This window comes from Amycolatopsis tolypomycina, from assembly GCF_900105945.1.
Taxonomy (GTDB): Bacteria; Actinomycetota; Actinomycetes; order Mycobacteriales; family Pseudonocardiaceae; genus Amycolatopsis; species Amycolatopsis tolypomycina.
In genome coordinates this window covers 366,650-390,870 of the sequence record NZ_FNSO01000003.1, presented here as the reverse complement: position 1 = coordinate 390,870, position 24,221 = coordinate 366,650, and the positions used below count along the sequence as shown (strand labels likewise).

Sequence of the window (24,221 nt, the reverse complement as noted above, 5' to 3'; positions counted from 1 at the left end):
GATGGCACCAACCTACCGAAACCCACCTGAAGAGGCCGTCAGTGCTCGACGCTGACCTTCTCGATGACGATGTCGGTCAGCGGGCGGTCCGCCGGGCCGGTCGACGTCCGGGCGATCGCGTCGACGACGGTGCGCGACTCCTGGTCGGCCACCTCGCCGAAGATCGTGTGCCGGAAGTTCAGGTGGGTGGTCGGCGCGACGGTGATGAAGAACTGCGAGCCGTTGGTGCCCGGCCCGGCGTTCGCCATGGCCAGCAGGTACGGCTTGCTGAACTGCAGCTCCGGGTGGAACTCGTCGCCGAACTTGTAGCCGGGGCCGCCGCGACCGGTGCCGGTCGGGTCGCCGCCCTGCAGCATGAAACCGTCGATGACCCGGTGGAAGATCGACCCGTCGTAGAACGGGCCGGAGTTCGTCCCCGCCGCGTTGGGCTGGGTGTACTCCTTGGTGCCCTCGGCGAGCCCGACGAAGTTCGCGACCGTCTTCGGCGCGTGGTCCGGGAACAGGTTGAGGTGGATGTCACCCTGATTGGTGTGCAGCGTAGCTTTCACAGACCTCATCGTGCCATCTGCGGGCGGGCGGCGCGGAAAAGGGGCACGATAGGTTACGGGTAACAGAGCAGTGTCAAAACGAATGATGAGGTGAAGCCCATGTCCCGGGCGACAGCCCAGGCCGTCGAGACCGCCGACAAACTCGTCACCGAGGGTGTCAAGCAGGGGCGGCGCGCGCAGAAGAAGCTCGCGAAGAAGACGGAACTGACCCGCAAGGAGCTCAAGAAGAGCTCGAAGGCCGCTCGCCAGGAGGCGCTCGCGCGCTTGTCCGAGCTGCGCAAGCCGGGTCGCAAGGCGAAGAAGGCCGCCATCAAGGCCGCGAAGGCGGCCGGCGAGTCGAAGCGCCGCGGCAAGAAGGACTTCAAGGCGGCGAAGAAGGACTTCTACGCCGCGCTCTCCGAGGCCAAGTCGGCCGCCAAGGGCACGCGCAGCCGTCGCAAGTGGCCGTGGCTGCTGGGCCTGGTCGTGGTCGGCGCTGGTGCCGCCTACGCCCTCCGCTCGAAGCAGGAGCCGCCGGTCGCGCCCGCGCCGCCGAAGGCCACCCCGCCGGCCCCGCCGAAGCCTGAAGCCGCGAAGCCGGCCCCGCAGGCGAACGGCAAGGCGCCCTCCGCGGCGCCGGCCGAAAAGAAGAACTGAACAGCACACGAAGAGGCCCCCGGGGGTGCAACCGGGGGCCTCTTCAGTGTTGCTCGGGAACCGATCAGACGGCCGCGGCGTGCTTGTCGATCAGCTGGCCGAGACGCGGCAGCGCCTCCTCGACGTTCTTCTTGCCGTTCGGGCGCAGCTTCGAGTAGACCTTCTTGATGCTGTCGCGGCTGCTCTTCTCCGCGCGCGAGTCGGTGACGCTCAGCAGCGCGTCGGAAGCCTCGTCCGAGCGGCTGGTCAGGTAGGCGCCGAAGTCGTTGCCGCCCTGGGCCTTGTAGTCGCCGTAGAACGGCTCGAGCGCGGACGCGAAGTCCGGCAGCAGCGTGTCGACGGCCGAGGGGATGATGCCCGGCTTGATCTTCTTGACCGCGGCGAAGCCGGTCTTCACAACGGCACCCGAAACGCCGCCCTTGTCCGAGACCTCGGCGTCGACGAGGGTCTCGAAGTCGGTCACGACCGCCGGGCGACGGCTGGAGTCGAGCAGGATTTCCTTGAGGGTGTCAGCCACGAATCTTGTCCTTTGTCCTTGCAGAGTTGGTGCCCCGCCCCGGGGTGGGGGTCCCCGGTGGCTGCGGTGCGCGAGTCCACGAAGCCTGCGCGTGACGCACAGGGTAATACAAGATCAACATCACTCACCCGTGTGGAGGTCACTACCTAGAGCTTCAGGGCAGCGATAGCCTTCTTGACCACTGTGCGTGCCTTGACGCTCTGTTTCTGGTTGGTGGACGCGATGACCGCCGTCGCCCCCTTGGCGACCGCGTAGACAGCGCCGTCGTCGGACGACAAATAGCCCCCCTTCCAGCCGGAAGGGTCGCTCGCCGGGTTGGACGAGTCGAGCGGCGCCGCCTTGTTGACCAGCGCCGTCGCGGTCTGCGCGTCGCCGACGTACACACGGACGGTGAGCTGGATCTTCCCGTCCGGGCGATAGAAGAAGCACGCCGGGTGCGGCTGGTCGGCGGACACGCGCACCTTCGACACGTGCTGGCCGTTCGACTCGGCCACGAACTCGCTGCCGAGGTACGGGCAGTCCTCCGTCGCCCCCGGTTGCGGGTCCGGGGGCAGGCCGCCGGCGTTGCTCGAGTTCGCGGACGCCGACGGCGGGCCGGGCACCGCGGTGCCGGTCACGATGGTGGCGCCGCAGCCGGCCAGCAGGGCCACGGCGGGCGCGAGAAGTACGAGTCGTCGCATAGCGCGGACAGTCAACCACGAAGCATGTGTGAAAACCGCTGGCTGACGACGGCGTGACCACCGGACGTGCGACGATGACCCCATGCTCACCCCCGAGCAGTACCTCGGCGCGATGGCCGAGCGCATCCAGCGGGCCGGCGGCCGGCTGAACACCGTGCAGATCGGCCCCGCCACGGCCGTCGTCGGGCTGTTCACCGAATCGGTGCTGCTGTCGACGATGAACTACTGCGTGATCGCGGCCGCCGTGCCCGAGGTCAGCGCGGCCGCGCTGTACGACTTCACCGGCCGCGCCACCCAGCACGCCCGCGCGAACCTGGTCGGCACCATGGGCTGGACGGCGGCGTCGGTCGTGATCGCCGGGCTCGTCGGCGGCCGCGTGTACCCGGACGCCGCGCAGGCCGCGTCGGCGAAGTCGGGCAACCAGTTCGGCGGCGAGACGCGGATGGTCGCCGTCGACCTCTCGGCAGGCCAGATGTACGCGTTCGTCGGCGGCAAGCTCTGGGGCGCCGCTGTCCAGGGCTCGGTCAACGCCAAGCTGACGTACTGCTTCCCGCAGCCCGCCGAGGTCTACCAGCAGCTGCAGTGGCAGCAGGCGCAGCAGCAGCAGTACCCCGCGCAGCAGCAGCCGCCGATGGTCCCGCCCGCGCCGCAGGTGCCGCCCCCGCCGTACGCCGGCGGCCCGGCCGGTCCGCAGCCGCCGGTCTACCCACCGCCCGGGCACGCGCCCCAGCAGGGTCCGTACGGTTACTGACATGGTGCAGTTGCGCGGCTGGCCGTCGTTCCCCGAAGAGCTTCCCGTGTTCACGCCGGAGACGGCGCCGCCGGGCCCGCAGGCGCTGTTCCTGGAGTGGCTGGCCGAAGCCGGCGAGCACGTGCTGGCCCCGCACGCCGTCACACTGTCCACAGTGGATGCCGACGGCGCGCCCGACGCGCGGGTGGTGATCCTCAAGGACGTCGGCCCGGCGGGCTGGGCGGTCGCGACCAGCTCGGAGAGCCCGAAAGGCGTACAGCTCGGTAAGGACCCGCGCGCGGCGTTGACGTTCTTCTGGCCCGGCCGCGGCCGTCAGGTCCGGCTGCGCGGCCCGGTCTCCCCCGCCGCGCCCGAGGTGTCGGCGGCGGACTTCCTCGCCCGGCCGCCGGCGTCCCGCGTCGAGGCGTTCATCGGGCACCAGTCGCAGGTGCTGACCGACCCGGCCGAGCTCGACGCGGCGGCCGCGGAGGCGGAGCGCTGGGTCGAGGCGAACCCGGACGTCGCCCCGGAGACCTGGACGCGGTACTTCGTGGACCCGGACGAGGTCGAGTTCTGGCAGGCCAGTCACGACCGGCGGCACGTGCGGCTGCGGTACCGGAAGGCCGGCGGCGGCTGGGTCCGCGAGCGCCTCTGGCCTTGACGGCCCGGACGCGGCGGCGTAGGCAGGAAATCCGACAAAACGGAGGCCCTGATGCGCCGGATCGTCGTCCTCGCCGTCACTGCCGCGCTGTCCGCCGGGTTGCTGTCCGGCGCTTCCGCCGGTGAATTCGCCCCGCCACCGCGGCCCGCCGTCTTCGAGACGGTGTTCGCGTCCCCGCTCGGCCTGGAAGGGCTGACCACCGACGGGCGCGACAACCTCTACACGCCGGCCCGCGGCGCCGATCCCTGCCCGGTCTTCCGGGTCGCGGCCGCCGGTGGTCCCGCGGCCGTCGTCGGCACGATCCCGGTGCCGTGCAACCCCGCCGGGCTGGCGTTCGACCGCCGTGGCCGGCTGTACGTGGCGAACGGCGACACCGTGGTGTCGTTCGTGCCGGACGCGGCGAACCCGCCGTCCGCGACCGTGTTCACCAGCGGCGTCCCCGGCGCGAACGGCCTGGCCTTCGACTCCGCGGGCGCGCTGTGGATCTCCGACGGCACCACCGGGCAGGGCCGGGTGTGGCGCGCGGGCGCGGACGGCGTGGCCGCCGAGGCGTTCCGCGTGCAGCCGATGGTCAGCGACGTGATCCCCGGCGGGGTCGGCCGGGACGTGCGCGGCCTGCCGCCGGGGACGGTGACGATCACTCCCAACGGCCGGACGGCGGCGGACACCGCGGGCTCCCAGCACATCGTCGCGAACGGCCTCGCCTTCACCGCGGACGGCACGCTGCTGGTCGCGGACACCGCCCGGGGCGCGCTGTGGCGCGTGCCGATGGACCGCGCGGGCCGCCCGCGCGCGACGACCGGCTGCGACGTCGCCTTCCCGCCGAACACGCTCTGCCTCGACAACCTCGGCGTGCAGCACCCGTACCTCGAAGGCGCCGACGGGATCGTCCTCGACCGCGCCGGCGGCGTCTGGACGGCGGTGAACGAGCGCAACGCGATCGTCGTGGCCCGCCGCGACGGCCGCGTGACGGAGTACTTCCGCAACCCGGCCGACACGACGTCGAAGCTGCGCAACGGCGGGCCGCTGGAGTTCCCGACCAGCCCGGTGCTGCTGCCGGACGGCCGCCTGTGCGTCACGCAGTCCGACGGCAACCGCCGCGACAACGCCCCGAACACCGCGGGCGAAGCCGCTCCCGCGGGCGCAGTGCGGGCGAAGGTTTCCTGCGTCAAGCCCTGATCGGGGGTAGCCCGCGCGCGGGCGGCTGTGCGCATGATGCAGGCATGCGCTCGAAGATGCTGACCGCCGGGCTGGTCCTGGCGCTGACCGCCGCACTCGGGGGTGCGGCCCCGGCCGACGCGCGTCCTGGGGGACGACCGAAGCTGGCGGATCCGCACCCGTGCCCGGGCCAGCCGGGCTTCACGTGCTCGACCCTGACCGTGCCGTTCGACCACACCGGCCGCGTGCCGGGCACGCTCGCCCTGCCGGTGGCGACCGCGGACAACGCCGACGCGCCCAAGGGCGTCCTGCTGTTCCTCACCGGCGGCCCCGGCCAGGGCGGCGTCGGCACCATCACGCGGATCGCCAGGCAACGGCTGCCGGAAGTCGCGAAGGACTACCGGATCGTGATGCTCGACCAGCGCGGCACCGGGCCGTCGGGGGCGTTGCGGTGTCCCGGACTGCAGGCGGAGATGGGCAGCTCGGACATCGCGACGCCGTCGGTGGCCGCGGTGCAGGAGTGCGCGCGCATCCTCGGCGACACGGCTCCGCTGTACTCGACCGACCAGAGCGTGGCGGACTTCGACCGGCTCCGGCAGGCACTGGGCGTGCCGAAGCTGGTCGTCGACGGCGTCTCGTACGGCTCCTTCACGGCGGCCCGGTACGCGATCGCGCACCCGGACCGCGTCAGCAAGGTGATCCTCGATTCGGTGCTGCCCCACCACACTTCCGCCTCGGCGTCGCTGTACCTGACGGGCTTGACGGCGGAGGCGCGCGTGCTGCGCGAGGCGTGCGCGGTGGCCCCGGCCTGCGGCTACGACCCGGCCGAGGACCTGGCGTGGGTGGTCCGCCACCGCGGCACGGCGGACGGAGTGCGCGTCTTCGACACGATCGTGACGTACGAGTTCGTGGATCCGACGTACCGCAACCCGGCGGCGGGCGACATCATCGGCGCCCTGCACGAAGCCCGCGGCGGCGCCCCGGCCCGCTTGGACGGCCTGCTGGAGGCGTACAAGTCGGGCGGCGACGACCCGGCAGCGTTCAGCTCCGGCCTCCACGCGGCAACGCTGTGCGCGGACGGCCGGTTCCCGTGGGGTTCGGCGGCCACCCCGCTCGCCCTCCGCAGGCCGTTGCTGTCCCTGACGTCCCGCCTGCTCCCGGAGTCGGCGACCTGGCCGTACACGACGGGAGTGGCGACGCAGCAGGGATTCGTCCAGACGTGCCTGCCGTGGCCGGCGGAACGCCCGGGCTCGAACCCGGCCGGCTCGCTGCCGGACGTCCCGGTCCTGCTGCTCAACGGCGACCGCGACCTGTCGACGCCGCTGGAGTGGGCCCGTGAGGAGGCGGCCCAGGCCCCGCGCGGGCAGCTGGTGATCGTGCCGGGCGAGTCGCACTCGATCCAGAACCGCGAGCGCGGCCACGCGGGGAGGGACGCGGTGATCAGCTTCCTGCGGTGAGGGAGGCGAAAGCCGCGTCTCGTACCTCGGAGCCGGACGGAGTCCCTCGCCGCTGTTCGGCGGCGAGCTCGGCGAGGGACGCCATCGTGACGTCGGCGAGCCCACAGGCCGTGAAGCGGTGGAAGGCTGCCATGTCCGGGTCGACGTTGAGCGCGAAGCCGTGGCTGGTGACACCCCGGCGGATCCGCATGCCGATCGACGCGACCTTGCGGAGGTCGGGCGTCCAGACGCCGGCGAGGCTGGACGCGCCTTTCGGCGTATCCCGCCGGATCGCGGGAAAGCCGAGGCTCGCGAGGGCTTCGACCAGACCGTTTTCCAGCCACCGCACGATGTCGACCGGCCCGCGCGCCTTGACGTCGGCAACGAGGTAGCCGACGAGCTGGCCGGGCCCGTGGTAGGTGGCGAACCCACCGCGGTCGACCTGGACGGCCGGGAGATCGGCGGGCAGGTCCGCGGGATCGGTGCGCGGCCCGTAGGTGACGATCGCCGGGTGGCTCAGCAGGAAGAGCCGGTCTTCGGCCAGGCCCTGCTGACGTTCTTCCACCCAGGTGCGCATGTCGGCGAGAGCCTGGTGGTACTCGACCTCCCCGAGGTCGACCCGCTTGATCGGCCATCCCACGGTGCCAAGCTACGCCGCCGGTTCCGTCCACGTGACCGGCAGCTCGTGGACGCCGTAGATGTTCATGTCGGTCCGCAGCTTCACCTCCTCCGCCGGGACCGCCAGCGCCAGCGTCGGGAAACGCCGCAGCAGCCCCTCGAACCCGGCGCGCATCTCGATGCGGGCCAGTTGCTGGCCGAGGCACTGGTGCACGCCGTGGCCGAAGGACAGGAGGCCGCGGGCGTTGCGGTGGATGTCGAGGGTGTCCGGGTTCTCGAAGCGGCGGGGGTCGCGGTTGGCGGCCAGCAGGGAGACCACCACCGTCGAGCCCTTGGTGATCGTCTCGCCGCCGAGCTCGAGGTCCTCCGTGGCGTAGCGGAAGAAGATGTCGGCCACGGACAGGTAGCGCAGCAGTTCCTCGACCGCGCCCGGCAGCAGCTCCGCGTCGGCGCGCAGCTCGGCCGCCTGCGACGGGTGCTCCAGCAGCGCGAACGTGCCCAGCGACAGCATGTTGGCCGTCGTCTCGTGGCCGGCGAGCAGCAGCAGGAAGGCCGCTCCCGTCAGCTCTTCGACGGTCAGTTCTTCGTGCCGGGCCAGGTCGGACAGGATGTCGTCGCCGGGCTCGGCGCGCTTGCTCGTGACCAGCTCGGTCAGGTACGTGTTCACCGCGATGTACGCGCCCATCTTCTCCTCGAGCGTCTGCTCGCGGAGCATGAACTGCGCGGAGTTGGCCTGGAACGTGCCCCGATCCGCGTACGGCACGCCGAGCAGCTCGCAGATCACCAGCGACGGCACCGGGAGCGCGAACTCCTGCACCAGGTCGACCGGCGGGGTCAGCCGCGCCAGGTGGTCCAGCTGCCGCTCGACGATGTCGGCGATGTGCTCCTCGAGCTGCTTCATCCGCTTGACGGTGAAGGCGCCGGTGAGCTTGCGGCGCAGCCGGCCGTGGTCCGGCGGGTCCATGGCGATGAACATGCCGGGCATCTGCGGGGACGGCTCGGTGGGGGCGGGCATGCCCGTCTCGTACGGCACGTGGACGATGTCGAGGTCGAGGCGGGAACTGAAGCGCGTGTCGGCCATCATCTGCCGGACCTCTTCGTAGCCGGTGACGAGCCAGCCTTCGTGACCGTCGGGGAACACGAGCGGGCTGACCGGGCGGGCGGCACGCAGCCGCGTGATCGCCCGCGGCGGGTCGAAGGGCCCGGCGTCGCGGTCCATGGGGAGTCCGTGCGGGACGTCGACCTGGGTCATCGGCTTTCCTTTCGTGGTGTGTGCCGACGACGATCGCCGACCCGGCTGACACGGGCCTGACACGCCTCGGACAGCGCGGTCCGTGGCAAGATCGGCCGGGTGCAGATCGGGATCCTGGGGCCCTTCGAAGTGCGCACGGACGACGGCGCGCTCGCCGATGTGCCGGGTGCCCGGTTGCGCGGCCTGCTGGTCGCCCTCGCGCTCGAACCGGGTCAGGTGGTCCCGAAGAGCACCCTCGTCGACTGGATCTGGGGCGAGCAGCCGCCCGCCGAAGCGGCGAACGCCTTGCAGCGCCTGGTTTCCCGGCTGCGCAAGGCCCTGCCCGATGGATCGGTCGACGGACGGCCGACCGGCTACCGGCTCGTGGTGGCGCCCGACGACGTCGACGCCGTGCGGTTCGAACGCCTCGCCGGCGATCCGAACCGGCTCCGGGAAGCGCTCGAACTGTGGCGCGGTTCGGCCCTGCAAGACGTCGACCTGCCGGAAAGCGCGGCGCTCGAAGCGGCGGTGACCCGCCTCGAAGCCCTGCGCCTGACGGCCACGGAGGAGTACTTCGACGCGGAGCTCAACCTCGGAAACGGCGCGAAGGTGGTCACCGAGCTGACCGATCTGGTCGCCGCGAACCCGATGCGCGAACGGCTGGTCGCCGCGTTGATGCGGGCCCTCGTCGCGAGCGGCCGCGACACCGAGGCACTGCTCGTGTACCAGCGCGCGAAGGACGCACTCGCCGATTCGCTGGGCGTCGACCCCTCACCGGAACTCTCGGCCCTGCACGTCGCGCTGCTGCGGGGCGAGCTGGCGCGGCCCGAGGCGGACCGTAAGACCAACCTGCGGGCCGAGCTGACCAGCTACGTCGGCAAGGACGCCGACGTCGCCGCGGTCCGCGAGCTCATCACCGAGCACCGGCTCACCACCGTGATCGGCCCGGGCGGCTCCGGCAAGACCCGGCTGGCCACGGAGACCGCGCGCCGGCTGCTCGACGGCCGGCCGGACGGGGCCTGGGTGGTGGAACTCGCCGGCATCGGCGCGGACGGCGACGTCGCCCAGGCGACGCTCGGCGCGCTCAAGCTGCGGGACGCGCTGCTCGGCGAGGCACCGGACGCCGAACCGACGGAACGCGTCATCGCGGCCCTGCGCGAGCGCGAGATGCTCCTGGTCCTGGACAATTGCGAGCACGTCATCGAGTCCGCGGCGGCGTTCGCGCACCGGGTGCTCGGCGAGTGCCGCCGGCTGCGGATCCTCGCGACCAGCCGGGAACCGCTCGGCATCACCGGCGAGGCGCTGTGGCAGCTCGCGCCGCTGTCCCTGCCGCCGGAAGGCGCCGATCCCGCCGAGATCGAGGCGGCTCCGGCCGTCCGGCTGCTGCGGGACAGGGCCGGCGCGGTGCGCAAGGAACTCGCGGCCGACGCCGGCGCGTTGCCGACGCTCGCGCGCGTCTGCCGGGCACTGGACGGGATGCCGCTGGCCATCGAGCTCGCGGCGGCGCGGCTGCGCACGATGTCGCTCGACCAGCTCGCCCACGGCCTCGACAACCGCTTCCGCCTGCTGACCGGCGGCAGCCGGACCGCGCTGCCGCGGCACCGGACGCTGCGCGCGGTCATCGACTGGAGCTGGGAGCTGCTGACCGACGCCGAACGCGTGGTCCTGCGCCGCCTCGCGGTCTTCGCCGGCGGGGCGAGCCTGGCGGCGGCCGAGCGCGTCTGCGGCGAGGAAGCCCTCGACCTGCTGACGGCGCTGACCGAGAAGTCGCTGGTGGTGGTCATCGACGGCGACGGCGCGCCGCGGTACCGGATGCTCGGCACGATCAAGGAGTACGCCGCGCAGCGCCTCGCGGAAGCCGGGGAGACGGAGCAGGCGCGGCACGCGCACCTCGCGTACTTCACCGAGCTGACGGAAACGGCGAAGCCGCACCTCCGCCGGGCCGAGCAGCTGGAGTGGCTGGCCAGGCTGGAGACCGAGCACGAGAACATCGCCGCCGCGATGCGCGGGGCCCTCGCGGCAGGCGAAGCCGCGAACGCGATGCGGCTCGCGGCGGGCGCCGCCTGGTACTGGTGGCTCGGCGGCCACCGCGCGGAGGGCAACGAGCTGGTCCTGGCGGCCACCGCCGTCCCCGGCGAGGTGCCGGAGGAGATCCGCGGCATCGTGTACTCGTTCGTCGTGCAGTTCGTGACTTCCGGGCAGCAGAGCGACGAGTCACGGGCGGTGGACTGGATCCGCAAGTCCTACGAGATCAGCCTGCGGGTGCCGGACCCCGGCGTGGAGCTGAGGTTCGCCCCGGCGCTGGAACGCCTGCTGCACGGATCGGACGAGGCGCTCACCGCGTTCGAGCCGCTGCTCGCCGACGAAGATTCGTGGGTCCGCGCGGTGGCCCGGCTGCAGCTCGGCAAGATGCGGATCCAGCTCGGCCGCGGCGGCGAAGAGGTGGACGCCCACCTCGAAACGGCGCTCGCCGAGTTCCGCGCCACCGGCGAGCGGTGGGGGACGTCGTTCGCGCTGACCGAGCTGGCCGACCACCTCGCCGTGCGCGGCGAGTTCGGCCGGGCCTGCGCGCACTACGAGGAAGCGGTCGCGATCGTCACCGAGGTCGGGGCGATCGAGGACGTCGTGCGGATGCGGATGCGCCAGGCCCAGCTGTACTGGCTGCTCGGCGACGAAGCCGCCAGTGCGGCCGCGCTGGCCGACGCGCACCGGTCCGCGGAGCGGGTCGCCTGGCCGAACGCGCTGGCCGATCTGGCGCTGTCGAAGGCCGAACTCGCCCGCTGGCGCGGCGACGCGGAGCAGGCCCGCCGCCAGCTCGACATCGCGACCGCGATGCTCGGCGACGAGGCCAAGACGGCGAACGTCCGCGCGGTGGCCGAAGACCTGCTCGGCTACGTCGCCGACGACCTCGGCGAGTCCCGTGGCCACCGCGTCGCGGCCTTCCGCGCTGCGGTCGAGGCTGGCCACCCGCTGACGCTCGCCCAGGTCATCGTGGGGATCGCGGATCTCGCACTGCGGACCGGCGAAGCCGAGCAGGCCGCCCGGCTGCTCGCGGCGAGCGCCGTCCTGCGGGGCCTGCCGGACCGGTCCCACCCGGACGCGACCCGGATCGCCGAAACCGCACGACGTCGCCTCGGTGACACGCGGTTCACCGAGGCGACGCGGGAAGGGACGGAAGGGAACTGGCAGGAGCTGGTCGAGGTCACGCTCGCTTCGTGAACTTCGCCCGCGCCCAGACGTAACCGATCACCGCGATCCCGGCGCACCAGGCGATCGCGGCGATCGCGTAGCCGGTGGACGGCGCGCCGTTGAGCAGCCCGCGCACGGTTTCGATGATCGGCGTGAACGGCTGGTACTCGGCGAATTCCCGGAGACCGGGGCCCATTTTGTCGGCGGGCACGATCGCGCTGCTGAAGAACGGCAGCATCACCAGCGGCACCGCGCCCATCCCTGCCGTTTCCGGCGATTTCGCGGCCAGGCCCAGTGCGACGGTGAACCAGCCGGCCGCGAAAGCGAGCAGCAGGACCATGCCGACGACGCCGAGCCAGTCGAGGAATCCCGCCGAAGGGCTGAAGCCGAGCAGGAAAGCGACGCCGACGAGAGCCGCGATGGCGACGACGTTGGTCAGCACGCTCGCGACGACGTGTCCGATGAGGACAGCGCCCCGCGAGACGTCCATGACCTTGAAGCGGTTGATGATGCCCTTGGTCATGTCGGAGTTGACCGACGTCGCCGTGGCGCCGAGGCCGTAGCAGACGGCGAGCAGCATCAGGCCGGGCGTCGCGTAGTCGACGTAATCGACGCCGACGTCGAAAGCGTCTCCGAGCATGTACACGAACATCAGCATGAGCACGATCGGCATCAGGACGGCGTTGAAGACCGAGGTCGGATTGCGCGCGATGTGCTTGAAGTTGCGGCGCAGCATGACGGTCGAGTGGGATTTGGTGCTCATTTCGCAGCCACCTCCGTGGTGTGGCCCGTGAGGGCGAGGAAGACGTCGTCGAGGTCGGGGGTGTGGACGGAGAACTCTTCGGCGCTGAGCGCGTATTCGTCGAGCCGGTCGAGCAGCAGGCGCAGCGATTTCGAACCGCCGTCACCGGGCACGCGCAGTGCGAGCGTTTCGTCGTCGCGCGTGGCGTCGGTGAGCACGCGCGCGGCGGCGTCGAGCTCGGCGGCGGTGGCGAACCGGAGCCGGACGTGGGTGCCGGGAATCCGGCGCTTGAGCTCGTCCGCGGTGCCCTCGGCGACCAGCCGGCCCTGGTCGAGCACGGCGATCCGGTCGGCGAGCTGGTCGGCTTCCTCGAGGTACTGGGTGGTGAGGAAGATGGTGACACCGTCGGCGACGAGGTCGCGGATGATCGCCCACATGGTCCGCCGGCTGCGCGGGTCGAGACCGGTCGTCGGCTCGTCGAGGAAGATGATCCGCGGGCGGCCGACCAGCGTCATCGCCAGGTCGAGCTTCCGCCGCATGCCCCCGGAGTAGGTCGACGCGGGCTTCTTCGCCGCCTCGGTGAGTTCGAACCGCTCCAGCAGGCCGCCGACGACGCGCTTGCCGTCCTTCGCGCCGCCGAGGTCGACCATGAGCTGGAGGTTTTCCTCACCGGTGAGCAGCTCGTCGACGGCCGCGAACTGCCCGGTGACGCCGATCGCGGACCGGACTTTCCTGGTCTCGGTCGCGATGTCGTACCCGGCGACGCGAACCGTGCCGCCGTCGGCCTTGAGCAGCGTGGTCAGGACGTTGACCATGGTCGTCTTGCCGGCCCCGTTCGGGCCGAGGAGGGAGAAGATCGTCCCGTTCGGGACGTCCAGGTCGATGCCGTCCAGCACGACTTTGTCCTGGTAGGCCTTCCGGAGCCCGGAGGCGGTGATCGCGGTTTCGGTCATGGGAACACTGTGTTCGGACGGCCTGACACCGACCTGACCCCGACCTGACACGGCCGCTGACAGCAAAACCCCCTCGCTCGGAACCCGAGCGAGGGGGTGGTGTGTGGAGCTGAGGGGAATCGAACCCCTGACCCCCGCCTTGCAAAGGCGGTGCTCTACCAATTGAGCTACAGCCCCGGACGCGGGCGGCGAGCCGCCCGCGGGAAACCTCAGTTGTGGGAAGCGCCCGCCGGCTTGGCGGGGGTGGTGCCGTTGGTGGAGGGGACCGGCGCGGTCGCCTCGCGCCAGAGGTCGGCTTCGGCCTTGGCCGCCTTGTTGCGCTTGACGACGAACAGGACGCCGCCCGCGATGACCGCGAGTGCCAGCAGCTTCTTCACCGAAGCCCCCTTCTCAGCTTGCTTCCCTTACCCCGTGATGTTACTGCACCGGCGCCGGGCGGTGTCGGGTGCCGGTGGTTCCACGTGGAACCACGATCAACGCAGGTAAGCGACGTCACACGCGGCGGGAAATAGCCGGCGCGGGCGGGTCGTTGTACCGAGTGGCCGGTGGACGCCCCGGCCGTGACGGCTCAGCCCTGCCGGCCTTCTCTTCCCGGCAGGGCTGACTCGTTTCCGGCGGCGCTCCACGACGTCAGGATCCGCAGGGCGTCGTGCGACGGGGCTGCCGGCCTCGGCGGTCAGCACCATCAGGCGCTGGCCGGAGCCGTCCGAGCTGGCCCAGGTGTCGCAGTCGAGGGTGAGGTCGCCCACGAGGTGGTGCCGGTAGTGCTTCGTGCCGTAGCCGGCGTTGCTGACGCGGTGTTCGGCCCACCAGGTGCGGAAGTCCGCGTCCCGCACCGACAGTTCCCCGACGAGCCGGGCCAGTTCCGGATCTTCGGGGTCGGCCTCCATCCGCAGCGCGGCGACGGCTTCCCGGGCGTCGTGCTGCCAGTTCCGGTGCAGCTCGCGGAAAACGGGGTGCGTGAACAGCAGGTGCACGTAGTTGCGGCGCGCGAGCGTCGCGAAGTCGACGTAGAGCGCGACCGCCGCCGGGTTCCAGTCCAGGACGTCGAGGTGCTTGCCGAGGACCAGGGCGGGCGTGTGGGTGAGCTGGCCGAGCAGGCGGCGCATGGCGGGCCGCACCCGCTGGGGCGCGCGGCGCCGCCGCGGCCGGTCGTCACCGCGGCCGGCGAGCTCGTAGAGGTAGCGCTCCTGGTCGTCGTCGAGGCGCAGGGCCCGGACGAGGGTGGCGAGCACGGACGCGGAAGCCCGGACGCGGCCCTGTTCGAGGCGCGTGTAGTAGTCGACGCTGATCGCGGCGAGCTGGGCGACCTCCTCCCGGCGCAGCCCGGCGACCCGGCGCGCCGAGTCCGTGCCGGGCAGACCGCAGTCTCCCGGAGCCAGCTGCGCCCGGCGCGCCTTCAGGAACGCGCCGAGGTGGGACGGGGTCGCGGAGTTCATGGCTCCAGTGTGCGGTTTCCGCCGCGGCCGTGCGGGGGCAGGATCTTTCCCAGGCAAGGACTTTCCCTTCTGCCCCCGGCCGGCCACGGCAATGGTGGAGGCATGACCGAGAACCCCATGACCAGGACCACCGTCACTTTCGACAGCGCGGGCATCGAGATCGCCGCGCACCTCTACCTCCCCGCCGAGCCGGCCGGCCCGCTCCCGGCGCTGGTCGTCGGGCACCCCGGCACGGGGGTGAAGGAGCAGACGTCGGGCACGTACGCGCAGCTGATGGCTTCGCGCGGGTTCGTGACGTTGGCTTTCGACGCCGCCTACCAGGGCGAATCCGGCGGCCTGCCCCGCGGTCTGGAGGACCCGGCCCAGCGGGTGGAGGACTTCAAGGCCGCGGTCTCGTACCTGACGACCCGCCCGGAGGTCGACGCCGACCGGATCGGCCTCCTGGGCGTGTGCGCCTCGGGCGGCTACTCCCTCGCCGCCACCGCCGGCGACCACCGCGTCAAGGCCGTGGCCACGGTCTGCACCGCGGAGCCGGCCCGCCAGTTCCGCTACGGCGCCGACGGCACCCAGGACCCGGCGGTCTTCCAGGGTCTTTTGGCGGCGGCCGCGCAGGCCCGCACGGCGGCCGCCCGCGGCGAAGACCCCGGCGTCCTGACGATGTTCCCGGACACCGCCGCGGAAGCCGCCGCCCTGGGCGGTCAGCACGGCCTCGAGGGCTGGGAGTACTACTGCGGCCCGCGCGGCCGCCACGAGCGTTCGGCGAAGTTCCTCGCGTGGGAGAGCGTCGACCGGATGGCGGCCGGCGACGTGTTCCACGCGGTGCCGTTGATCGGGCCGCGCCCGATCCTGCAGGTCCTCGGCGAGCACGCGGTCACGGCCTGGATGGGCTTGGAAGCCCACCGGCGTGCGACCGGGCCTGCCGAGGTCCACTGGATCAAGGGCGCCGGCCACGTCGACCTCTACGACAAGCGCGAGTACATCGACCCGGCGGTCGAGAAGCTCAGCGAGTACTTCGCGGTCAGCTTGGCGAAGTGAGGCGTTCGACGAGCTCGTCGCGGTACTCCCGCGCCGCCGGGAACTCCGGTTCGTCGCCGGCCGCCCGCGTCAACGCGCCTTCCAGGATCTTCAGCGCCTGACGCACGTCGCCGCGCGCATCCGCCTGCCGCGCGGCGTTTTCCATGGCTTTGGCGAGCTTGGTCCGCGCCTCGGGGTCCTGGGTGGCCTTGTTGATCCGGATCCAGTTGCCGCCCGGATCGACGACGGTGAACCCGGTGTACCGGTCGTTGCGCAGCCGCGGCCGGGTCATCCGCGGGATGCCGGAGACGAGCAGTTTCCCGTGCACGGACCGCATTCCGGCGGCGAAGGCCTCGAACAGCTCGCCGGTGTCCTCCACGATGACCAGGCACGTGCTGTACGACTGCGCCGGGTCGTAGCCGTCCATCCCGAAGAAGTGCAGGTTGATGTCTTCCCGCCGCACGGCGACGTGCGGGTTCGGCCGCGTCTGCCGATAGGTGATCTCGAAGCCGAGCATTTCGTAGAACGACGCGATCTCGTCGATCGAAGGACAGGGCAGCAGCGGAATGGTCAGCTCGTTCGCCATTGCCTGAAGCTAAGCCCGAACCGGCCGAAACGACACGGAGCTATTTGCTCGTGCGAACGGCAGGAGCGGGCGGCCGGCCGGCCACCCGCTCCGCCGTGGTCAGGAACAGCAGCCCTCGGGCTGAGCGGCCTTGTCGACCTGGCCGGTTTCCGCGTCGGGCGTGCAACAGTCGGCCGGGGTGGCGAGTGCCGCGCTGTCGGCGCCGAAGGTCGAGGAGTCGGCCTTGACGGTGTAGACCTCCCACGGCTCCTGGCCGGGGCCGTGCACCCACACCTTGTCCTGGACCGCGTAGCAGCAGGTGGTGTTGTCCTCGGTCAGCGTCTCGAGCCCTTCGCCGGTGAGGCGCTTGCTCGCCTCGCTGACCTGGTCGGTCGACTCGACCTCGACGCCGAGGTGGTCCATCACCGTCGCCTGCCCCGGCTCGCCTTCCAGGAGCACGAGCTTGAGCGCCGGTTCGGCGATGGCGAAGTTCGCGTACCCGGGGCGGAGCTTGGCCGGTTCCGTGCCGAACAGCTTCGAGTAGAAGTCGATCGAGCCTTCGAGATCCCCGACCCGCAACGCCAGCTGCACCCGTGACATCTCATCCTCCTTGGATAGACGTTTGTCTAATCAGCGACGAGACTTAGATTGCTCTCTACTTAGAAGACTGTCAAGATAGAGGTATGGCTCACCAGCTGCCGATCGCCACCTGCTGCTCCCCGCTCACCCGCGAGCCGTTGAACGAGGACCAGGCCATCGAGCTGTCGAAGCTGTTCAAGGCGATGGCCGACCCGGTGCGCCTGCGGTTGCTGTCACTGATCGCGTCCCACGGCGGCGGCGAGGCGTGCGTGTGCGACCTGACCGACGCGTTCGACCTGACCGGCCCGACCATCTCCCACCACCTCAAGGTGCTGCGCGAATCCGGCCTGATCACCGGCGAGCGGCGTGGGACCTGGGTCTACTACCGCGTTCACCCCGAGGTGCTGGCCCGCCTGTCGGCGGTGCTGGTCCCGGGCGACACCTGGTGATCGCGGGCGTACTGGGCCGGCGTCCGGCCGTACTGGCGACGAAACATCCGGATGAAGTGGCTGCTGTCGGCGAACTGCCAGTGCGCCGCGACCTCCGAAACCGTGGGGCGGGACGGCGCGAGGAGCGCGCGGCGCGCCTGCTCGAGGCGACGTCGGCGGATGTACGCCGCGACGGGCTCGCCGGTTGACGCGAAGGCCCGGTGCAACGTTCGCAGCGAGACCTTGAGGTGGCGCGCCAGCAGCGCCGGTGTCAGGTCCGGATCGGTGAGCAGTTGATCGGCGAGGTTGCCTGCCGCGTGGACCAGCGGGCCAGCGAGGCCGGGTTCGGTGCCGTCGACATACCCGTGCAGAACCCCGCGGACCAGCTCCACCAGTGCGTTGCGGCCGGCTTGGACGCCGCCATCGCTGAGGTCGCCGAGCGTCGCGTGGACGACACGCGTGTGTGCCAGCAGCAGACGAACCTCCGCGGCGGCGGCCGGGCCGGTCGCCTGCGTGCCGTCGGCGAACAGGCCCAGCGCCTCGGCGGGCAGCCCGATCACCTGGGCGGAGGTGCCCGCGGCGACTTCGTAGCCGGTGACCCCGGTCGAGCGGCCCAGCAGGAATTGGCCGGCGTCGACAGCTATCGAGTCGCGTTCACGCTTGAGGATGTAGGCGCCGCGATGCACCACGTAGAGCCGCAGTTCGCCAGTGTCGGGAAACGCGGAATCGACCCGTACCCGCGTGGCGGTTTCGAAGTCTGTGACGACTGAGTCCCCGACGCGGGAGGCAAGACCACGAACAACGGCTCCGGCGGTGGCTTCGTGGTTGAACGCGGGCAACGTGAAACCGTCGCCGATCTGCGCTTCCCAGCCGTCGCGGAAGGCGTCGACGCCGGCCTGTTCGGTGTCGAGCCGAACCGAGCCGCGCACCGAGTCCATCGAGCCATCCAACCACGCTGGCACGCATCGTCGATCGAGACGGCACGCGTGTCCAAGACCGCGGCGGCACCGGATTCCTAGGGTCGGAACGTGGATCCGAAAACCTATTTGCACCTGTACTTGCAGCAGGTGCGCGAAGTCCTGGTGTGGAAACTCGACGGCCTGTCCGAGTACGACGCGCGCCGCCCGCTCACCCCGACCGGAACCAATCTCCTCGGACTGGTGAAACACCTGACGGGCAACGAGTTCGGCTACTTCGGCGAAGTGTTCGACCGACCGGCCCACGCGGGAGAGTGGCTGGTCGACCGCACGCAAGCAGAGGATTTCCTAGCCCGCCCCGAGGAGACGCGCGAGGACATCATCGCGCAGTACAAAAGATCGTGGGAGCACGCGAACGCCACCATCGCGGCACTCGACCTCGACTCACCCGGCAAGGTGCCCCACTTCCCCGAAGGCATGTGTGACGTGACGTTGCACTGGATGCTCGTCCACATGATCACGGAGACCAACCGCCACGCCGGTCACGCCGACATCATCCGCGAGCTCATCGACGGCCACGCCGGCTACCACCCCACGGTGAGCAACCTGCCCGACAGGTGGTCCGAGTTCCACGATCGAGTCGAGACCGCGGCCCGCGAGGCAGCCCGCATTCCCGGCGACCGACAGCCACCCACGTAGTCACCAAGGTCACGCAAAAGCCCGGCTCGCGAGACGCGAACCGGGCTTGACTTGCGTGGGCCTACCAGGACTTGAACCTGGGACCTCTTCGTTATCAGCGAAGCGCTCTAACCGCCTGAGCTATAGGCCCTTGAACGAGGAGAACTTTACAGGACCCCCGAAGGGGCCCTGCAACCGGGTCACTCCCGTTCGGACAGGGTGACCTCCAGGCCTCCGGCCAGGTCGGCCGAGACGTTGTAGATGAACGCGCTCACCGTGGCCAGTGCCGAGACCAGGACGATGTTGATCGCGCCCAGGATGGCCGCGATGCCGAACACCCGGCCCGCGCTGATCAGGGGTTCTGCCGACGCGTTCGCGCCCTCGCCGCCGACCAGGGAGGAGTACGTTCCGTTCAGCTTGTCCCAGACGCCCATTCCGTCGAGCACCGTGTACAGGACTCCGACCGCCACCAGCCAGACGAAGAACATCGCGACGCCCAGGACCAGGGACAGCTTGAGGACCGACCACGGGTCGAAGCGCTTCACCTGCAGGGACGCCCGGCGCGGGCCGCGGCCCGGGCGGCGCAGGGCGCTCGGGCGAGCGCGCTGCGTCGATGCCGAAGGGACCTCGCTGGTGGGCGCCGGCGGGGTGTCGCCCGCTCCGAACAGGCGGGGGGCCGCGCTGCCCGTCACCACCGGACGCTCGGTCGCGGTGGTGGCGGCGGGCTGCGCTTCCTCCGTGGCCAGCTTGACCGTCGCTTCGGAGTCGCCTTCCTTGTCGACCCGCTGCCAGGGTGGGCTCGCCGGAGTCCCGTTCGAACCCGCTGCCTCGGGATTCTCGGATGGTGTCACGAAGAGTCAGTCCTTACCCGTGCCGTGGGGGCGCTGTCCGTAGCCGAACTTACTGCGCCGTCGTTTCTTCACCCGTCTCAGGTGCTTCGGGAGCCGGAGCGTCCTCGGGGGTGTCACCATTGGCGACGTCCGAGGGCTCGTCCGCGTTGCGTGCGACCGCGAGAAGAGTGGTGCCTTCGCCGAGATTCATCAGCCGGACCCCCTTCGTCTGCCGTCCCGCCTTGCGGACGTCGCCCGCCGGCGTGCGGATCACGCCGCCGCTCGAGGTGATCGCGTAGAGCTCGTCCTCGGCGTCGACGATGAGCGCACCCACCAGCCTGCCACGTTTGCGGTCGTGCTGAATGGTGAGCACGCCCTTGCCGCCGCGGCCCTGGACCGGGTAGTCCTCGATCGGCGTGCGCTTGGAGTAGCCGCCGTCCGTGGCGACCAGCAGGAACTTGCCCTCCTTGACGACGCTGATGCCGAGCAGCTCGTCGCCGTCGTTGAAGCGCATGCCCATGACGCCGGACGTCGGGCGGCCCATCGGCCGCAGCGCCTCGTCCGTGGCGTGGAAGCGGATGGACTGGCCCTCGGCCGACACCAGCAGCAGGTCGTCCTCGGCGCCGGCCAGCACCGCGCCGACCAGCTCGTCACCTTCGCGCAGGTTGATGGCGATGAGGCCGCCGGAGCGGTTGGAGTCGAAGTCGGTGAGCTTGGTCTTCTTCACCAGGCCGCGCTTGGTGGCGAGCACCAGGTACGGCGCGACCTCGTAGTTCTTGATCTCGATGACCTGGGCGATCTGCTCGTCCGGCTGGAACGCCATCAGGTTCGCCACGTGCTGGCCGCGCGCGTTGCGGTTGGCCTCGGGCAGCTCGTACGCCTTGGTCCGGTAGACGCGGCCCTTGTTCGTGAAGAACAGGATCCAGTCGTGCGTCGAGCAGACGAAGAAGTGCTGGACGATGTCGTCCTGCTTCAGCGTCGCGCCCTGCACGCCCTTGCCGCCGCGCTTCTGCGAGCGGTACAGGTCCGTTTTCGTCCGCTTGGCGTACCCCGTGCGGGTGATGGTGACGACGACGTCCTCGACCGCGATGAGCTCTTCGTCGGTGACGTCGCCGCTGAAGCCGATGATCTTCGTGCGCCGGTCGTCGCCGTACTTCTCGACGATCGCCATCAGCTCGTCGCGGATCAGCGCGCGCTGCCGCTCCGGCTTCTCGAGGATGTCCTTGAGGTCGGCGATCTCGAGTTCGATCTCGGCCAGCTGGTCGATGATCCGCTGGCGCTCCAGTGCGGCGAGGCGCCGCAGCTGCATGTCGAGGATCGCGGTGGCCTGGATCTCGTCGACGTCCAGCAGCTCCATCAGGGCCGGCCGGGCCTCGTCCGCCGAGGGCGACCGCCGGATGAGGGCGATGACCTCGTCGAGCATGTCGAGTGCCTTGACGTACCCACGCAGGATGTGGGCCCGCTCCTCGGCCTTCTTCAGGCGGTACCTGGTCCGCCGGACGATGACCTCGACCTGGTGCTTCACGTAGTGGCGGATGATCTGGTCGAGCCGCAGCGTGCGCGGCACGCCGTCGACCAGCGCCAGCATGTTGACGCCGAAGTTCTGCTGCAGCTGGGTGTGCTTGAACAGGTTGTTCAGCACGACCTTCGCGACCGCGTCGCGCTTGATCGTGACGACGATCCGCATGCCCGAGCGGCTGTTGGACTCGTCGGCGATGTCCGCGATTCCGGTGAGCTTGCCGTCGCGGACCAGGTTCGCGATGTTCTCGACCAGGTTGTCCGGGTTGACCTGGTACGGCAGCTCCGACACGACCAGGATCGTGCGGCCCTTCGCGTCCTCTTCGACCTCGACGACCGCGCGCATGCGGATCGAGCCGCGGCCGGTGCGGTAGGCGTCCTCGATGCCGGAGGTGCCGAGGATCATCGCCTTGGTCGGGAAGTCCGGGCCCTTGATCCGGACCAGCAGCGCGGCCAGCAGCTCGTCGTCGGTCGCGTCGGGGTTCTCCAGCGCCCAGACGACGCCCTCGGAGACCTCGCGCAGGTTGTGCGGCGGGATGTTGGTCGCCATCCCGACCGCGATCCCGGAACCGCCGTTGACCAGCAGGTTCGGGAACCGCGACGGCAGGACGTCGGGCTCCTGCGTGCGGCCGTCGTAGTTGTCGGAGAAGTCGACGGTGTCTTCTTCGATGTCGGCCAGCATCTGCATGGCCAGCGGCGCGAGCCGGGACTCGGTGTACCGCATGGCGGCCGCGGGGTCGTTGCCCGACGAACCGAAGTTGCCCTGGCCGTCGATCAGCGGGTAGCGCAGCGACCACGGCTGGGCGAGCCGCACCAGCGCGTCGTAGATCGCCGAGTCGCCGTGCGGGTGGTAGTTGCCCATGACGTCGCCGACGACGCGGGAGCACTTGTTGTACCCGCGCTCCGGCCGGAAGCCGGAGTCGAACATCGAGTACAGGATGCGGCGGGCGACCGGCTTGAGGCCGTCGCGCACGTCCGGCAGCGCGCGCGACACGATCACGCTCATCGCGTAGTCGATGTAGGAGCGCTGCATCTCCTGCTGGATGTCGACCGGTTCGATCCGGTCGTTCTCCGGAGCCGGCGGCAGGGTTTCCGTCATGAGGTCCTTCTCGGGTGCGGGTGGTCCAGGCGGGACAAGAGCGGGGGACGCCTACACGTCCAGGAAGCGCACGTCTTTCGCGTTGCGCGTGATGAACGAGCGGCGGGCCTCGACGTCCTCGCCCATCAGCACCGAGAACAGGTCGTCGGCCTGGGCGGCGTCGTCCATGGTGACCCGGCCCAGCAGGCGGTTCGCCGGGTCCATCGTGGTCTCCCACAGCTCTTCGGCGTTCATCTCGCCGAGACCCTTGTAGCGCTGGATCGCGTCGTCCTTCGGCAGCTTCTTGCCTGCTTCGACACCCGCCTTGATGACGGCGTCGCGCTCGCGGTCGGAGTACGCGTACTCCGGTTCCGTCCGCGGCCACTTGATCTTGTACAGCGGCGGCCGCGACAGGAAGACGTGGCCGTGCTCGATCAGCGGGGTCATGAACCGGAACAGCAGGGTGAGCAGCAGCGTGGTGATGTGCTGGCCGTCGACGTCGGCGTCGGCCATCAGCACGATCTTGTGGTAGCGCAGCTTCTCGATGTCGAACTCGTCGTGGATGCCGGTGCCCAGCGCGGTGATCAGCGACTGGACCTCGGTGTTCTTGAGGACGCGGTCGATGCGGGCCTTCTCGACGTTGATGATCTTGCCGCGGATCGGCAGGATCGCCTGGTACATCGAGTCGCGGCCTTCCTTGGCCGAGCCGCCTGCCGAGTCACCCTCGACGATGTAGAGCTCGCACTCCGCCGGGTTGGTCGAGCGGCAGTCCTTGAGCTTGCCGGGCAGGCCGCCGATCTCCAGCGCGCCCTTGCGGCGGACCAGGTCACGCGCCTTGCGCGCGGCCATCCGGGCCTGCGCCGAGGAGATCGACTTGTTGATGATCGTCTTCGCCTCGGTGGGGTTGCGCTCGAACCAGTCGGCCAGCCACTCGTTCGACTGCTGCTGCACGAACGTCTTGGCCTCGCTGTTGCCCAGCTTGGTCTTGGTCTGGCCCTCGAACTGCGGCTCGCCCAGCTTGATCGAGACGATCGCGGCGAGCCCCTCGCGCACGTCGTCACCGGTCAGGTTGGCGTCCTTCTCCTTGAGCAGCTTCTTGTCGCGCGCGTACGCGTTGACGACGCGGGTCAGCGCGGCGCGGAAGCCCTCTTCGTGGGTGCCGCCCTCGTGGGTGTTGATCGTGTTGGCGAACGTGTACACCGACGGCGTGAACCCGGTGTTCCACTGCATCGCGACCTCGACCTCGAGGCCGGTGCCCTTGGCGTCGAAGGAGATCACGCTGGGGTGGATCGGGTCCTTGCTGCCGTTGATGTGCTTGACGAAGTCCTCGAGCCCGCCCGGGTAGCAGTAGACCTTCTCCTTGACGCGGGCGACCTTGCCCTCCGCGTCCTCCTCGGTCTCCTCGTCGGCGACGCGCTCGTCGCGCAGGGACAGCGTCAGCCCCTTGTTGAGGAACGCCATCTCCTGGAGCCGGCGCGAGATGGTCTCGAAGTTGTACGTCGTGGTCTCGAAGATGTCGCCGTCGGCCCAGAACGTCATCGTCGTGCCGGTCTCGGTCGCCGGGCCGAGGTCCTCGAGCGGGCCGGGCACCTGGTTCGTGTACTCCTGGCGCCAGCTGCGGCCGCCGTACTTGACCTCGGCCAGCAGCTTCGTCGAGAGCGCGTTCACCACGGAGATGCCGACGCCGTGCAGGCCGCCGGACACCGCGTAGGAGTCGCTGTCGAACTTGCCGCCCGCGTGCAGCTGGGTGAGCACGACCTCGATGGTCGGCTTGTTCTCCTTGGGGTGCATGTCGACCGGGATGCCACGGCCGTCGTCGACGACGCGCACCCCACCGTCGGCGAGCAGGGTAACCTCGACCTTGGTGGCGTACCCCGCCATCGCCTCGTCGACGGAGTTGTCGACGACCTCCTGGACGAGGTGGTGCAGCCCGCGTTCACCGGTGGAACCGATGTACATGCCGGGGCGCTTGCGGACCGCTTCGAGGCCTTCGAGCACCGTGATCGACGACGCGTTGTACTCGCTCTTGTTCTCGGTCACCGGCGTTGTTTCTCCTCGTCTCGCCCGAGCGGACGC

At 70.4% G+C, this 24,221-nt stretch carries 24 protein-coding genes and 2 tRNA genes; 9 read left to right on the top strand and 17 right to left on the bottom strand.

Translation table 11 applies throughout. The features are described 5' to 3' along the window. Positions 1-38 precede the first annotated feature (38 nt). Positions 39-557, bottom strand: coding sequence for a peptidylprolyl isomerase (locus tag BLW76_RS07385; protein ID WP_167384499.1), 519 nt, complete (start codon positions 555-557; stop codon positions 39-41). A 90-nt stretch (positions 558-647) separates the two neighbouring features. Here BLW76_RS07385 and BLW76_RS07380 point away from each other — a divergent pair, with 90 nt between their 5' ends. Beyond that, a complete protein-coding gene (locus BLW76_RS07380) occupies positions 648-1,184 on the top strand; it encodes a hypothetical protein (RefSeq protein ID WP_091305082.1) in 537 nt (178 codons plus the stop codon). Positions 1,185-1,248: 64 nt separating this feature from the next. Here the strand turns inward: BLW76_RS07380 and BLW76_RS07375 are convergent, their stop codons facing one another. Together BLW76_RS07375 and BLW76_RS07370 are read right to left on the bottom strand one after the other, a co-directional pair. Then, on the bottom strand, positions 1,249-1,701 hold the full coding sequence (locus BLW76_RS07375) for a DUF6918 family protein (protein ID WP_091305081.1): 453 nt from the start codon (positions 1,699-1,701) through the stop codon (positions 1,249-1,251). Between the two features lie 146 nt (positions 1,702-1,847). Continuing rightward, complete coding sequence (locus tag BLW76_RS07370) at positions 1,848-2,381, bottom strand: DUF2020 domain-containing protein (RefSeq protein WP_208613234.1); 534 nt, start codon at positions 2,379-2,381, stop codon at positions 1,848-1,850. Positions 2,382-2,463: 82 nt separating this feature from the next. On the opposite strand from BLW76_RS07370, the gene BLW76_RS07365 reads away from it, so the two are divergent. The 4 genes from BLW76_RS07365 to BLW76_RS07350 are packed head-to-tail and all read left to right on the top strand — an operon-like array spanning position 2,464 to position 6,387. Further along, the gene (locus tag BLW76_RS07365; RefSeq protein WP_091305080.1) at positions 2,464-3,132 is read left to right on the top strand and encodes a hypothetical protein; all 669 of its coding nucleotides are present in this window, start codon (positions 2,464-2,466) and stop codon (positions 3,130-3,132) included. A 1-nt stretch (position 3,133) separates the two neighbouring features. Continuing rightward, a complete protein-coding gene (locus BLW76_RS07360) occupies positions 3,134-3,772 on the top strand; it encodes a pyridoxine/pyridoxamine 5'-phosphate oxidase (RefSeq protein WP_091305079.1) in 639 nt (212 codons plus the stop codon). A 51-nt stretch (positions 3,773-3,823) separates the two neighbouring features. Further along, positions 3,824-4,951, top strand: a complete 1,128-nt coding sequence (locus tag BLW76_RS07355; protein WP_091305078.1) for an SMP-30/gluconolactonase/LRE family protein — start codon at positions 3,824-3,826, stop codon at positions 4,949-4,951. A 44-nt stretch (positions 4,952-4,995) separates the two neighbouring features. Beyond that, positions 4,996-6,387, top strand: coding sequence for an alpha/beta fold hydrolase (locus BLW76_RS07350; protein WP_091305077.1), 1,392 nt, complete (start codon positions 4,996-4,998; stop codon positions 6,385-6,387). Here BLW76_RS07350 and lipB read toward each other — a convergent pair. Further along, complete coding sequence (gene lipB, locus BLW76_RS07345) at positions 6,371-7,006, bottom strand: lipoyl(octanoyl) transferase LipB (RefSeq protein ID WP_091305076.1); 636 nt, start codon at positions 7,004-7,006, stop codon at positions 6,371-6,373. The two genes, BLW76_RS07350 and lipB, sit on opposite strands and share 17 nt — an antisense overlap. A gap of 9 nt (positions 7,007-7,015) precedes the next feature. Continuing rightward, positions 7,016-8,236, bottom strand: a complete 1,221-nt coding sequence (locus tag BLW76_RS07340) for a cytochrome P450 (RefSeq protein WP_091305075.1) — start codon at positions 8,234-8,236, stop codon at positions 7,016-7,018. 99 nt (positions 8,237-8,335) lie between these two features. Here BLW76_RS07340 and BLW76_RS07335 point away from each other — a divergent pair, with 99 nt between their 5' ends. Next, complete coding sequence (locus BLW76_RS07335; protein WP_091305074.1) at positions 8,336-11,434, top strand: ATP-binding protein; 3,099 nt, start codon at positions 8,336-8,338, stop codon at positions 11,432-11,434. On the opposite strand, the gene BLW76_RS07330 is transcribed toward BLW76_RS07335, so the two are convergent. The 5 genes from BLW76_RS07330 to BLW76_RS07310 all read right to left on the bottom strand — a co-directional run bounded on the left by BLW76_RS07330 (position 11,418) and on the right by BLW76_RS07310 (position 14,538). Beyond that, complete coding sequence (locus tag BLW76_RS07330; RefSeq protein WP_091305073.1) at positions 11,418-12,167, bottom strand: ABC transporter permease; 750 nt, start codon at positions 12,165-12,167, stop codon at positions 11,418-11,420. The genes BLW76_RS07335 and BLW76_RS07330 overlap by 17 nt on opposite strands. Next, positions 12,164-13,099, bottom strand: coding sequence for an ATP-binding cassette domain-containing protein (locus BLW76_RS07325; protein WP_091305072.1), 936 nt, complete (start codon positions 13,097-13,099; stop codon positions 12,164-12,166). Before BLW76_RS07325 ends, BLW76_RS07330 begins: the two co-directional genes overlap by 4 nt. A 104-nt stretch (positions 13,100-13,203) precedes the next feature. Continuing rightward, a tRNA-Ala gene (locus BLW76_RS07320) sits at positions 13,204-13,276 on the bottom strand. Positions 13,277-13,308: 32 nt separating this feature from the next. Then, entirely contained in the window at positions 13,309-13,476 is a 168-nt protein-coding gene (locus tag BLW76_RS07315) for a DLW-39 family protein (protein ID WP_003100602.1), read from the bottom strand. Positions 13,477-13,572: 96 nt separating this feature from the next. After that, on the bottom strand, positions 13,573-14,538 hold the full coding sequence (locus tag BLW76_RS07310) for a helix-turn-helix domain-containing protein (RefSeq protein WP_244170077.1): 966 nt from the start codon (positions 14,536-14,538) through the stop codon (positions 13,573-13,575). A 102-nt stretch (positions 14,539-14,640) separates the two neighbouring features. Here BLW76_RS07310 and BLW76_RS07305 point away from each other — a divergent pair, with 102 nt between their 5' ends. Continuing rightward, a complete protein-coding gene (locus BLW76_RS07305) occupies positions 14,641-15,573 on the top strand; it encodes an alpha/beta hydrolase (protein WP_244170076.1) in 933 nt (310 codons plus the stop codon). On the opposite strand, the gene BLW76_RS07300 is transcribed toward BLW76_RS07305, so the two are convergent. After that, on the bottom strand, positions 15,557-16,138 hold the full coding sequence (locus tag BLW76_RS07300; protein ID WP_091305071.1) for a VOC family protein: 582 nt from the start codon (positions 16,136-16,138) through the stop codon (positions 15,557-15,559). The two genes, BLW76_RS07305 and BLW76_RS07300, sit on opposite strands and share 17 nt — an antisense overlap. Positions 16,139-16,237: 99 nt before the next feature. Continuing rightward, entirely contained in the window at positions 16,238-16,717 is a 480-nt protein-coding gene (locus tag BLW76_RS07295) for an ArsI/CadI family heavy metal resistance metalloenzyme (protein WP_091305070.1), read from the bottom strand. An 83-nt stretch (positions 16,718-16,800) separates the two neighbouring features. On the opposite strand from BLW76_RS07295, the gene BLW76_RS07290 reads away from it, so the two are divergent. After that, positions 16,801-17,145, top strand: coding sequence for an ArsR/SmtB family transcription factor (locus tag BLW76_RS07290; RefSeq protein WP_091305069.1), 345 nt, complete (start codon positions 16,801-16,803; stop codon positions 17,143-17,145). On the opposite strand, the gene BLW76_RS07285 is transcribed toward BLW76_RS07290, so the two are convergent. Beyond that, positions 17,088-18,062, bottom strand: coding sequence for a helix-turn-helix domain-containing protein (locus BLW76_RS07285; protein WP_091305068.1), 975 nt, complete (start codon positions 18,060-18,062; stop codon positions 17,088-17,090). The genes BLW76_RS07290 and BLW76_RS07285 overlap by 58 nt on opposite strands. A gap of 90 nt (positions 18,063-18,152) precedes the next feature. Here BLW76_RS07285 and BLW76_RS07280 point away from each other — a divergent pair, with 90 nt between their 5' ends. Next, positions 18,153-18,740 (top strand): DinB family protein, encoded by a 588-nt coding sequence (locus BLW76_RS07280; protein ID WP_091305067.1) that lies wholly within the window; start codon positions 18,153-18,155, stop codon positions 18,738-18,740. Positions 18,741-18,796: 56 nt separating this feature from the next. Here the strand turns inward: BLW76_RS07280 and BLW76_RS07275 are convergent. From BLW76_RS07275 to gyrB, 4 genes are all read right to left on the bottom strand, one after another. After that, positions 18,797-18,870, bottom strand: a tRNA-Ile gene (locus tag BLW76_RS07275). 49 nt (positions 18,871-18,919) lie between these two features. Continuing rightward, complete coding sequence (locus tag BLW76_RS07270) at positions 18,920-19,570, bottom strand: DUF3566 domain-containing protein (protein WP_091305066.1); 651 nt, start codon at positions 19,568-19,570, stop codon at positions 18,920-18,922. A gap of 49 nt (positions 19,571-19,619) precedes the next feature. After that, positions 19,620-22,166 (bottom strand): DNA gyrase subunit A, encoded by a 2,547-nt coding sequence (gyrA, locus tag BLW76_RS07265; protein ID WP_091305065.1) that lies wholly within the window; start codon positions 22,164-22,166, stop codon positions 19,620-19,622. Between the two features lie 51 nt (positions 22,167-22,217). After that, the gene (gyrB, locus tag BLW76_RS07260; RefSeq protein ID WP_091305064.1) at positions 22,218-24,185 is read right to left on the bottom strand and encodes a DNA topoisomerase (ATP-hydrolyzing) subunit B; all 1,968 of its coding nucleotides are present in this window, start codon (positions 24,183-24,185) and stop codon (positions 22,218-22,220) included. Between the last annotated feature and the right edge of the window lie 36 nt (positions 24,186-24,221).